This window comes from Vogesella lacus, from assembly GCF_979366295.1.
Genome location: NZ_CEETQT010000015.1, coordinates 1 through 11,846, shown reverse-complemented (window position 1 = coordinate 11,846; position 11,846 = coordinate 1). Strand labels below are relative to the sequence as shown.

The following is an 11,846-nucleotide window of genomic DNA, read 5'->3' as shown; positions in this document are numbered from 1 at the left end:
AATAATTTTGCCGCAGCAGGTGGCCATTTCAGGCGGGAACCACTTCGCCCTTCTTCCGGGATTGCTCGCGAATGATCTGGCCTTGTTCGAGATAGATCACCCTATCAGCCAGATCGAAGTAACGATCATCATGCGTAATGACCAGCACGGTCTTGCCACGGGCTTTCAGCTCGGGCAGGAGTTCGCGATAGAACACGTCCTTGAACGTCGGATCCTGATCGGCCGCCCATTCATCGAACACATAGAACGGCCGGTCTTCCAGATAGGCGGCGACCAGTGCCAAGCGTTTGCGCTGGCCTTGTGACAAGGCACGGGTGGTGAAGGCACCATTCTTCACTTGTACCTTGTGTTGCAATTGCAGTCGGGTCAGCAAGGCATTGCCTTGCTGGTCGATATCCTCGCCGGCCAGCAGGGTGTCAAACAGGTGGAAATCCGAAAACACACTGGCAAACAACTGGCGGTAAGCCCCCAGTTGCGCGTGGTTGACGCTTTGCCCGTTCAGGATGATCTGGCCGCTTTCGGCCTGATAAAGGCCGGTCATCAGTTTGGCTAGCGTGGTCTTGCCACTGCCATTGCCGCCAACCAGGTAGACCAGCTCGCCGGCCTGCACGCTCAAATTGACGGGGCCCATGGCAAACATCTCGTCGGCCGCCTCGTTGTAATAACGATGGCAAAGCTGTTTGAGCTGCAGGCTGCCGAAAGCTTGTGACATGGCGGGCAAGGCCTGTTGCTCGCTGGCCTGCAATTCGCCACTGATTTCGTCGATATGGCGGGCGGAAACCTTGGCCAGATTGAATTCCGGCAGTACCAGCAGCAGGGCTTCCAGCGGTGTCATCATGTACACGAAGACTAGGGCGAAGCCGGTGATGACCTTGCCGCGCTCCGGCACGTCACCAATCAGTGCAAACAATACCAAGCCGATAAAACCGAAAATCAGGAAGCTGCCCCAGAAGGTAGACAGATAAAAAATCGACATGCCGGTGATGCGTTCGCGCCGCACCACGTCGATGGAGGGGTGCAGCTGGCCGGCCTCGAAGTGGCCAGCCTTGGCCAGGTTCAAGCGCAGCTCCTTGGCCCCGTCGACCAGTGCCCGGAACAGGCCGTGCAGGCGGTCCTGCTCTTCGGCCGCGGTGTTGATATGGCGAATGGCACGCAGATGCACCAGATGATAACCGACCATCCCAAGGCCGATTACCAGCACGGCCAAGAGGAACACCTGCCAGGACAGCCATGACAAGTAAGCCAGGCAGCCCAGCACGGTGATGGCATTCACCATGGCCTGCGGCATCACCACGAAGAAACGTTTGACCTTTTCGCAATGCTCGGTCAGTGCCGACTGGATGCGCGGCCCTCCGAGTGACTCCAGCTGGCGGTAGTCGGTCAGCATCACCTTGCGACAGATATAGTGCTTGAGATGGGCTTCGGCATTCTGGCCCAGCCGTTCAAACAGGATGTGGCTGGCCGACTGCAACAGCAGGATCAACACCGCCGTGCCGGCAAACGGCCAGGCCAGCGCCTGGAATGCCGGCCCCCACGGAGTGTTGATGGCATGGTTGATCTGCGCGATCAGCGAGACATTGGCCAGACCGGCCAGCACGCTGAAGAAGGCGGCGGCAATGAAGAGATTGCGCGACTTCTGTAAGAGATAGGAAAACACCTGGCGACCTCATGATGATAGGGACTTACCCATCCAGACGTTCTTGCGCCGGCTTTGTTTATCCTGTTTGCCGTTGCGGCGCAGCCGGCCGACATTTGTCATGCGCTGGCCGGTTTATCCACAGAAGTTGTGGGTAAGGCTGTCGACAAGCAGCTTGCCGCCAGATGGGGCCAAGGTCTGATACGCCTGCTGAAAAAACAGGCAGTGATGGCTGTGCTTGATACTGTCTTCAGGCGTGATTCAAGGGGCAGGCCTGACAATAGCCCTCGCCCGGCAGCTTGTGCCACAAACAGCATTGCCGATGCAGCCTGAGTGGCTGGCCATCACTGTCGGTGACGATGCGGGTTTTGGCATACATGGGGTTGGCCGCAGCATCCGGCCAGTAAGGGCTGTCCAGCAGCATGGCCTTGTCCGCCAGCACTGGATGTTGCGGGCTATCATGGGCGGCCAACTCCTCAAAGATGTAAGCACTGTAACGTGCCACCGTTCCCCACACGGTACGGCGGCTGACACCGCTGCACTGTTGCAGCGCCTGGATCAACGGGGCCAGATGCTGTTGCAGCAAGTCCTGATAACGCGCATAGCGTGACTCGCCGCCAAACGGCTCGCCCTCGTCGGGCAGATAGATCTGCTGCACGCGGCCATCTGCCCCCACGCTCAGCAAGATGCCGTCGGAGTGTACGGGTAGCTTTCGGCCGGCGAGACAGGCGGCAACGAGGCAGGCTGGCTGCAAGGCCCACAGATAGCCGGCCGCCCAGGACGAGGCAATGGCGCGCGGGTCGATATCGGGCTGGCCATAGCTGGCGGCATGCCGGGCCAGCAAGCGCTGCAGCGCGGCCGGTTCGGCCAGCAGCTGGCGCAAGGACAGGGCATCAGCCGGGGCTTGCGCCTGTGTTTTGACCGGCGCGCCGTAGTCGTACAAATCGCCCTGGAAGTAGGGGGCAAGACAATCAAGCATGGGGCAGCTTTCTGACAGGGGAGCGTGGCATGGCTTGCGGCCAACCTCCAGGGTTGGCCGCAAGTGACGGGCAGAAAAGATTTACGGTTGCAGTCGCTCGATGCGCAGGGCAAGGTCGCGCGCAATCTCGGCTTCGCTGAACGGGAAACTCAGCCATTGCTTGCGCAGATAACGTTGTACCGGCGCCGCCCCTGCGCCACCGCGAATGGCCGTTTCGGCTTGGCCATGCGCCAGCAGGGTGTAGGCTTGCGGGCCATGTGCGTTAAACGTCACCAGTTGCATGTAGCTGTTGGCGACGGCGCTGCCATCCAGCGTGGCCGTATCTGGCTGGCAGGCGATGGCAAAGTAGCCGAACTCGTGACAACCACCGAATACGCCCTGCGCGCCCTTGGCCAGCTTGACGTGGCGATAGGCTGACAGCGATGCATCCAGTGCTAGCCCCAATTTTTTCAGGCTGGCGGCGGCTTCGGCCAGCTGTTTCGCGGCTTGTGGCGCGTGCGGATCACGTGGCGTGGTTAGTGGCTGGCTGGCATCAAACGGCACCTTGTAAACCAGATTTTCCGGCTTGGCATTCAGTGCCTGCCAGAACGCTTCCCACAGCAAGGCACCACGGTCATCGGCTTCGGCCTTGCCCGACCAGTTTTTCAGCACACGGCAAGCTTGTGCAATGTCGGTCTTGGGCTGTTGGCCGCAAGCCTGTTGCCACAAGCTGTCGCGGAACAGCGCGGCAGACCAGGCTGTGCTGTCCAGTGTGCGCTGTTTCAGCCCGTTTAATACCTTGGCTGCCGAGCCAGCCTGCCGCTTGAGTGCATCATGTGCAATCTGGTGGCCGTGACGGCTGCGCAAGGAGAGTTCGCGACGCTCGCCGCCCAGCAGCAAAGGGTAGCCTTCCAGTGGTGCCTTGCTATTGCTGAGCCAGTGGCTGTCATTCATGTTCGCCACATAATCACGCCGCCACTGCGAGGGCATGGCCGCCAGTGGCAGGGCACCGGCTTGTGCGTCAGCCGGGTCATTGGCCCAGTTACATTCGCTGCGGCTGCCATCCAGCACCGGGGTGGTTGGAGCCAGCTGGGCAAAGGCGTCAGATACCGCTGTGCGGCAACGCTCACGCAAGCTGTCTGGCGCATTGGGCATGGCACCGATATCGGCATACCAGACACGGCCATCATTCTTGCCGATGGCCACGGTATTGACCCACGGTACGGCACGTTCTTCCTGCTGGATGCGGCTGAATTCGTCCAGCGAGCGCGCCTGATTCCAGCGGAAGAAATTGCGGTAAATGCGGAAGTTGTTACGGTTGATGTCGCGCACGGCCAGCGCCTTGTGCTGGCTCCAGCCCAAGGCCGGATGATGTTCGGACAAGTCAACCACCGGGCCGTATCGTGTCTGGTAAATCACCCGTACCAGCTCGCCAGCCTTGCTGCCTTTTTGGATCGGGATGCGAATCTCGCGCTGTTGCATGGCTTCGGCTTTGCCATCCACCAGATAATGCCTAGGGTTGGCCGCATCCAGTGTCAGATCAAACAGGCCAAAGCGGCGCGCCTCGGATACGGTGTGGCTCCAGGCGATGTGCTCGTTAAAGCCTATCATCACCACCGGTACGCCCAGAAAGCTGACGCCGGCTACATTCAGCTGGCCGGGAATGGTCAGATGCATCTGGAAGAAACGGTCAGCCCCGCCCCAGTACCAGTGCGGATTGCCGAACAGCACGCCTTGCTGCTCGCCATTTGCTTCACTGCCAAAGGCCAGCATATTGCTGCCCAGCCCCGCTTGGCGGCCAACGTTTTGTGTAGCCCAGGCGGGTGGCAGGCTGGCTTGTTTGTCGGCAGCTGCTAGCGGTTTGGCCTTGGCCATCGCCTCGATAAAATGGGTATCGCCACCGGCCAGCTGGCTGGCAAACAGGCGGCGGTACACATCCATGGTCTGGATAGGCTGGAGCCATGGCTGCCCGTGGCAGGCATGGCGGTCTTTTTTCACCGTTTTCAGATAGCGGTTGTAACCGGCCACAAAGCCGCTCACCAGCTCGTGCATGGCGGCAGGCTGCGCCTGGCGATAGCGTTTTTCCACATCGGCCGGCGTTTGGCTGCGGAAGAACAAGTCCAGATCGCTGTTTTTGCCCTGGCCGAAAGTGGCATCGACAGCAGGCTTGTTATCGGCACCCCAGTACCACGAACGCATGCCGCGATAGGTGGCAAAGGCTTCGGCCAGCGTGCATAGTGCCGCCTCGGCCTGCACATGGCCGACACCCACGCCCAGCGCATGCCAGTTATCGGCCTTGATGTGCGGAATGTCGTCGCTGGTGCGGCGGATTTCCACGGCAGCTTGTGCGTTGCTTGCCAACGCGAGGACAGACAGCAGTAAGGCTTGCGGCCAACGTTGCTGCTTCATCATGCGCCCTCCACCTGGCACAGCAGCGCGTGCATGTGATGCAGGCCGTCGCGCATGGCCGGGAACAGGCTGTGATGGAAATTATTCCAGCGCAGTTCCAGAATCGTATGGTCCGGGTGGATGTCGGTGTTGAGGGCATCAATAATTACCTCGCCCGAATCAATGCCGTTGTCTACCAGATGGAAAGACGCGCCGGTCTTCAACAGGGGTGGTACCTGACGGGTCTGCATGCTTGTCCAGTCTGTCACCTTCAGTCCACGTGCGCCCCACAAGGCATCCAGTGTGGCGGTGGCACCGCGTCGCTCGTATGGTGAATCCAGCCGTGTAATACCGGGGTGGATATTCACGATGCGACCGCGATACGGCGCACCTGGTCGTACCAGCTCATCCAGAATCACCAGTAGGCCATCCAGCAGCACCAGATCCGCCCCGATATCATCCAGCCGCTGTTTCAGCCGCTGTTCGAACTGCTGCTTGCCCTGTTGGCGTGCGGCGGTTTCGCTTGCTGGCAGCTTGCGATAGGCCGAGGGGATGGCCTCCAGCAAACCATCCAGCGGTACGCCCTGTACTGCGAGGTTTTCCGGATAGATCCACAAGCCGCCGGCCTGCGGCTTGAAGCCGAAGTCGCCCAACTTGCTGCGATCCAGTGGCGATGTCGGGTCGTCGTCATAAATCACCGCCTCCAGTGACCACTTGTCGCCCAGATCAGTGCTGTTCAGTTGTTCGACCAGATACTCCAGCGGCGAGGGCATATAGCGCAGCTCGCCTTTGAAGGGCACTTGCTGGCCCGCCAGATCGGCGGCGGCATTGCGCAGGGAGAACAGATAAACCAGTTTTTTCTTGCTCACGGCCATTCCTTGTTGGTGACGCTATGTCGGACTGGACGCTTTGGCAGCGGTTTTGTTTAGGGCAGAAATAGCGGCGTGCGGAACATGAGTTTGCCCGACAAGAACACATGAATAACTATTGAAATGATAATGATTGTTGTTTATATTTCTGCGTTTTCATGACAATGATGAGCTGATAATCATCAAAACATGAGAAACCACTTTTCAGCACACCCAAGGAACAGCCATGTCATCCCGTTTTGCCCTGCGCCCGGCCAGCCTCGCCGTCTTGCTGGCACTGAGCACCAGCGCCTACGCCAATGAAGCCAGCCTGCCAACCGTCAAAGTCGACGCCACAGCCCCTCAGACCGAACAAACTGCGACCAGCCCGGTAAAAGGCTACGTCGCCAAACGCAGCGCGACGGCAACCAAGACCGATACGCCGATTGTGGAGACGCCGCAGTCTATTTCTGTAGTGGGGCAAGAGGAGATTACTGCGCGCGGGGCGCGCAGTGTGACCGACGTATTGCGCTATGTCAGCGGTGTGCAAACTCAGTTTTATACCCATGAAGACCGCGGTACCGAATGGGTCTCAATGCGCGGTTTTTCCGATTTTTACAATTTCAACTTCCAAGATGGCTTAAAACAGGGCGGTCACTGGAATTTGGTGCCACAAAGTGAGGTTTATGGGCTTGAGCGTGTAGAAGTTTTACGCGGCGCTGCGTCTACTTTGTACGGGGCTGCCGATGTAGGCGGCATTGTAAATCGGGTCAGCAAACGCCCTCATCATGCGCACGTTAATGAAGTCGCAGTTGGCTTTGGTAATAATGCCGAAAAAGAGGCTCGTGCCGATATTGGCGGCAGCCTAGGTGATCATGCATGGCGATTTGTTTCCTTGTTTAACCACAAACAACCCCAGCAAGACTTCCCTAACTATGATGAGCCTGCAGTTCAGCGTGCATATATTGCGCCATCGGTAAAATTGACCTTAGGTGACCAGACTGAGTTGACTTTGCTAAGTAGCTTCAGAGATCTGAGAGCACCGATGAATTACAACGAGTTTATTCTCCCCGATCTTACAAGCTCGGGTATTAAGCTGGGTGAACCAGCTTTTGAAAAGCACAATCAACGGCAATGGCAGCTTGGCTATGAATTGAGCCATCAACTGGCTAATCATTGGTCAATCAAACAAAATGCTCGTCTATCCAATACCATGCTGGACACCGCATATCTGTGGGCAGACTCGGCTTCTTCTAGCGAGCCTAATGGCGATATCGGACGCTTCGCTGTGCGTGGCAAAGAACAAATGCGAGATATGGCCATCGACACTCGGATACATGGGAAATTCGAAACTAGTGGCTTGCAACATCAGATCGTAGCCGGTGTAGATTTACAAAAATCCACTTTTAAACTGGCTGAACACGGTGATAGTGGGCCTGCAATCAATATCTTTAACCCTCAATACGGGCAAACCATTCCTCAGCCGCAGACGCCAATGAGCAAGCAGCAGATCGATAACCAACAAATTGGTCTGTACCTACAAAATCAAACCATGATTGATGCTTGGCGAGTTAGTGGCAGTGTTCGCCACGATTGGTTTGAGCAAGAATCGGCCAACCATCTAACAAATAAAACCCAAGAAACCGGGGGTTCAAGCACTACAGGTCAAATTGGTTTGAACTACGTGTTTGACAATGGCCTAGTTCCCTATTTGAATTTTGGCACTTCGTTCCTGCCGCAAAATGGCGTGGATCGCTATGGGGCGTCATACAAGCCAACCACAGGACGACAGTATGAAGCGGGGGTAAAATATCAATCGGAGCAAGGATTAATCACTGCTGCGCTTTTTGACTTGTTAAAACAAAATATCCTGACATCAGACCCGCTCTCTCCACGGCATCAAATTCAAGAAGGTGAGCGACGCGTACGTGGCCTAGAGCTGGAGGCGCGTTACAAAGTTTGGGCCGGTGGAAATATCATCGGTAGCTATACCTTTAATGATGCTGAGATAACTCGCAGCAATAATGGTGATCAGGGTAAAACCCCGTCATTAACGCCTAAACACCAAGCATCGGTCTGGATTGATCAAGTCATTCAAACAGGCAGCTTGAAAGGTCTTGGAATTGGCCTAGGTGCGCGTTATCGCGGTGACAGCTATGCTTCAAACAATAATAAGATTATTAATCCTGCCTATACCTTGTTAGATGCTGCCTTATGGTACTCGCACCAGCAATGGACCGCGCGTTTGAATGTCAGCAATTTGGCCGACAAGAAATATGCATCCAATCTAGGTTGGGGGTATCAGCCAGGTAGTCGGCGAACAGTCAATCTGGATGTCAGCTACAAGTTCTAAGCACTACCAGTGGTAACGCTTGCGGCCAACTTTTGCCAAGGTTGGCCGCATTGTCTTGTTTGCCCCTCATTACCCCGAACTCCACCCAGCATGCGCCATTATCTTGTTCTCCTTTGACCTCCTCCCGACTAACCGAGCGGTCTTATTTAGAGGTTTCGGGCTTCAAGATGGGCTAGCCGGAACTCGCCGGGAGTCCGACCCCCCAACGAACTGTGTGGCCTAAACTCATTGTAATCCTGCCGCCAAGGCTCGATCTTGTCACGCGCGTCATCCAGCGACAGAAACCAATGTACGTTCAAGCACTCATCCCGCAAGCTGCCATTAAACGACTCGATAAAGGGATTATCCGTGGGTTTTCCTGGACGCGAGAAGTCCAACGTCACACTTTGCTCATAGGCCCATTGATCCAGCGCCAGCAAAATAAACTCACTGCCGTTGTCGACCTGAATCCGATGGGGCGTCCCGCGTATGGCTTGCACATGCCGCATCGTTGCGACGACATCCTCGGCTTTCAGGGCGAAATCCACCGTGATCGCCAAGCTTTCCCGGCTAAAATTATCCACTACAGTTAAGGCTCGGATTCGCTGGCCATTAAACAGCTGATCGGCCACAAAATCCATGCTCCAGCACGCATTCAAACTAGAGACGGTCGGCCGTGCCAGTCGATGAGCCGCTGCCACACGCCGTCTGGGACGCTTGCGTCGCAGGTTCAGACCCTCCTCGCAATAGATCCTGTAGGTCTTCTTGTGATAGATCAGCCAGCCTTCTCGTCGCAGCAGGACATGGATGCGGCGTGCACCACAGCGAATGCGCGTGGCGGCAATTTCCCGAATGCGCTGCCGCTCGGCACGATCGTCACGAGGGTGCGGTCGGTAAAAGTATGTCGCTTGCCGCAGCTGAATAACGGCCGTGGCGCGGCGTATACTGACGCGATACGCGTCGATCAGGAAGTTGGCCAGCTCGCGTTTGCTAGCCGGCTTTACAGCTTTTTTTGGATGACTTCCTGCAGCATCAGCTTATCTAGGCTCAGGTCCGCAACCATACGCTTGAGCCGAGCGTTTTCTTCTCCCAATTGCTTCAAACGACGTAGTTCGCTAACGCCCAGGCCGCCGTATTTCTTCTTCCAGTTGTAGAAAGTCGCCTCGGAGAGGCCCATCTTGCGGCAGACCTCCCCGACAGTCGTACCGGACCCCGCTTGGCGCAAGGCGAAGGCGATCTGCTCTTCCGTGAACTTCGATTTTTTCATGACAAATCTCCTACCCGGATAGGGTTAAATTTGCCAGAAATCTCTACTTTCCACCGCTAACATTTTTCGGGGGGAGGTCATAGGGCAAGGCGGCAGAGCCAGCGCTGGCGGCTGGCAAGTAAGACAAAACATTGCGGCCAACCTTGGGCAAGGTTGGCCGCAATTTTATCAAACCAGCGTGTTATCCAGCTTCAGCAATTGCTGCTGTAAGCTGGCGATAAAGTCATCATGGTGAATGATGCTCATGTGGTCGCTGTTCATGATGGGGATGGTTTGCAGTTGACTGGTCAAGCCAGACCAGTTGTATAGCTTCCAGTTAGCAATACTTTCACTGGCAAGCCAAGCGTAAACTGGTATATCTACAGGCTGTGGTGCCCATGCATCAAGGTGGGCTTCACAATCTGTAACCATCCATAGCTCGTACTCTTTTGCATCAATGCCATCACCATCTGTCGGCATTTCTCCCTGACAATCCAGAATTTGCCTGTAAGATTCTTGGAGTCTGTCGTATGACAGGCTCTGCAAGAGTTGTGACCAGCGTACTTTCATGCTCGAAGATTTTAGCCACGCATTAAGCAAGGCTTGTGCTTGTGTGATTTCCGAGTCAGTCAAGCCGGTTACATCGTCAGTAGCCAGTTTCTTGTCAAAAACATCAACCATGCCGATCAATCCCAGTTGGCATCGATCTTTGAGCCGGATGGCGACTTCATACGCCAGATTGCCGCCCAGCGACCAACCCAGTAAGTGGCATGGCCCTTTGCCGACAATGCCGAGGATATATGCAGCCATCTCGTCTGCGATGCGCGCAATATTCAACCCCTCCCAGCGCTGAGGTGTCAGTACATGACTGGCAAAGCAATGAATTGGCCGAACGCCTTGTTGCGAGGCAATGATGGCAGCAAACTCGCTACCGTTTACCATCAAGCCAGGCAGGATAAACAGCGGAATACCTTGAGCGTCAGCATGGCTTACCGTGACATGCACACGTGATGACTTGCTGCGCTTTCCGATCTGATGTGCTACTGCGTGCAGTTGTGGTTCGCGCATCAGTTCCAGTAAGGTCAGGCAATCCTCACCGAATTGCTGATGTATTTTCTGTAGCAAAGTCAGCGCCAACAGCGAATGCCCACCCAGCTCGAAGAAGCTGTCGTGGCGGCCAACTTGCGCCACACCCAGCACCTCGGCCCAGATGGCGGCGAGCTTCTGTTCGATTTCACCTTCAGGTGAGACGTACTCGCCGACTGAGGCAAACTCCGGGGCCGGCAGGGCTTTGCGATCCACTTTGCCGTTCGGGTTTAACGGCAGTGCGTCCAGCATGACGATGGCCGAGGGCAGCATGTAGTCGGGCAGAGCGCTCGCAATGGCGGCTTTAAGGTTGGCCGCATCCACAGCGAAACCGGCTTTGAGTGACACATAAGCCACCAGTCGGGTATTGCCGCCATCGTGACGGGCGATGACGACCGCCTCACGCACTGCCTCCTGTGCCAGCAGCTGCGCCTCGATTTCGCCCAGCTCGATACGGAAGCCGCGAATCTTGACCTGATGGTCGATGCGGCCCAGGTATTCCAGCTGGCCTTCGCTGTTCCAGCGCACTAGATCGCCGGTGCGATACAGGCGGCCGCCGTTGCTGTCGAAGGGGTCGGCGATGAAGCGTTCGGCTGAGAGACCGGCACGGTTGAGGTAGCCACGGGCGAGGCCTGCTCCGGAGACAACCAGCTCACCGGCAACGCCGATCGGTACCGGATTGAGTTCGGCATCCAGCACCTGCATGCCCAGATCCGGAATCGCGCGGCCGACCGGGCTGCGTGATTTGCCCAGATCCGCCAGGGTAATCGGGCGGTAGGTCACATGTACGGTGGTTTCGGTGATGCCGTACATATTGATCATCTGCGGCTGGCAGTCGCCCATCAGCGCAAACCACGGTGCCAGCATCAGCGGCTCCAACGCTTCGCCGCCAAAAATCACATAGCGCAATGCCAGTTGATCAGCCAGCTCCGGCGTGATGCGCGGAATCAGCTGGCCAAAGGCGGTTGGCGTCTGGTTCAGCACCGTTACGCCATGACGGCAAAGCAATTCCGCAAAATCATCCGGCGAACGGCTGACGAGATAAGGCACCACCACCAGCTTGCCGCCGGTGCACAGCGCGCCAAACACTTCCCAAACGGAGAAGTCGAAGGCGTAGGAGTGGAACATCGTCCATACATCATCACGACCGAAGCGGAACCAGTGGTCAGTGCCCGCCAGCAGGCGTGCCACATTGCGGTGGCAAAGCTGCGCACCCTTCGGCTTGCCCGTCGAACCCGAGGTGTAGATCACATACGCCAGCTGTTCCGGATGCACCGTCACCGCCGGCTTGCTGCCCGGATAGTCCGCATCCGGCACCACATCCACCAGCACCAGCGGGATGTTGGCCGCAG

7 protein-coding genes are annotated in these 11,846 nt (G+C 56.7%); 1 reads left to right on the top strand and 6 read right to left on the bottom strand.

What is annotated here, in order from left to right; translation table 11 throughout:
• Window positions 1-28: 28 nt before the first annotated feature.
• From ACZ9W6_RS16570 to ACZ9W6_RS16555, 4 genes are all read right to left on the bottom strand, one after another.
• Window positions 29-1,657 (bottom strand): cyclic peptide export ABC transporter, encoded by a 1,629-nt coding sequence (locus ACZ9W6_RS16570; protein WP_465192296.1) that lies wholly within the window; start codon window positions 1,655-1,657, stop codon window positions 29-31.
• Between the two features lie 229 nt (window positions 1,658-1,886).
• Window positions 1,887-2,615 carry a siderophore-iron reductase FhuF gene (gene fhuF, locus ACZ9W6_RS16565; protein ID WP_465192295.1) on the bottom strand — a complete coding sequence of 243 codons (729 nt, stop codon included), beginning with the start codon at window positions 2,613-2,615 and terminating at the stop codon, window positions 1,887-1,889.
• Window positions 2,616-2,696: 81 nt separating this feature from the next.
• On the bottom strand, window positions 2,697-5,006 hold the full coding sequence (locus ACZ9W6_RS16560; protein WP_465192294.1) for a penicillin acylase family protein: 2,310 nt from the start codon (window positions 5,004-5,006) through the stop codon (window positions 2,697-2,699).
• The gene (locus ACZ9W6_RS16555) at window positions 5,003-5,851 is read right to left on the bottom strand and encodes a formyltransferase family protein (RefSeq protein WP_465192293.1); all 849 of its coding nucleotides are present in this window, start codon (window positions 5,849-5,851) and stop codon (window positions 5,003-5,005) included. The genes ACZ9W6_RS16560 and ACZ9W6_RS16555 overlap by 4 nt, the downstream gene beginning before the upstream one ends.
• Before the next feature lie 226 nt (window positions 5,852-6,077).
• Between ACZ9W6_RS16555 and ACZ9W6_RS16550 the strand changes: the two genes are divergently transcribed.
• Window positions 6,078-8,183 carry a TonB-dependent siderophore receptor gene (locus tag ACZ9W6_RS16550; RefSeq protein WP_465192292.1) on the top strand — a complete coding sequence of 702 codons (2,106 nt, stop codon included), beginning with the start codon at window positions 6,078-6,080 and terminating at the stop codon, window positions 8,181-8,183.
• Between the two features lie 146 nt (window positions 8,184-8,329).
• On the opposite strand, the gene ACZ9W6_RS16545 is transcribed toward ACZ9W6_RS16550, so the two are convergent.
• Both ACZ9W6_RS16545 and ACZ9W6_RS16540 read right to left on the bottom strand, forming a co-directional pair.
• Window positions 8,330-9,429 (bottom strand): IS3 family transposase gene (locus ACZ9W6_RS16545; RefSeq protein WP_465192291.1). Its coding sequence is split into 2 segments (ribosomal slippage): window positions 8,330-9,168 and window positions 9,168-9,429, totalling 1,101 coding nucleotides; the frame shifts between segments, so codons are not numbered across the junction.
• A 168-nt stretch (window positions 9,430-9,597) separates the two neighbouring features.
• Window positions 9,598-11,846: amino acid adenylation domain-containing protein (locus ACZ9W6_RS16540; RefSeq protein WP_465192289.1), on the bottom strand; the 2,249-nt coding region annotated here is incomplete at its 5' end.

Coding starts and splice junctions, on each gene's coding strand:
- fhuF (WP_465192295.1), bottom strand. CDS start 2,615: ATGCTTGATTGTCTTGCCCCCTACTTCCAGGGCGATTTGTACGACTAC.
- ACZ9W6_RS16560 (WP_465192294.1), bottom strand. CDS start 5,006: ATGATGAAGCAGCAACGTTGGCCGCAAGCCTTACTGCTGTCTGTCCTC.
- ACZ9W6_RS16550 (WP_465192292.1), top strand. CDS start 6,078: ATGTCATCCCGTTTTGCCCTGCGCCCGGCCAGCCTCGCCGTCTTGCTG.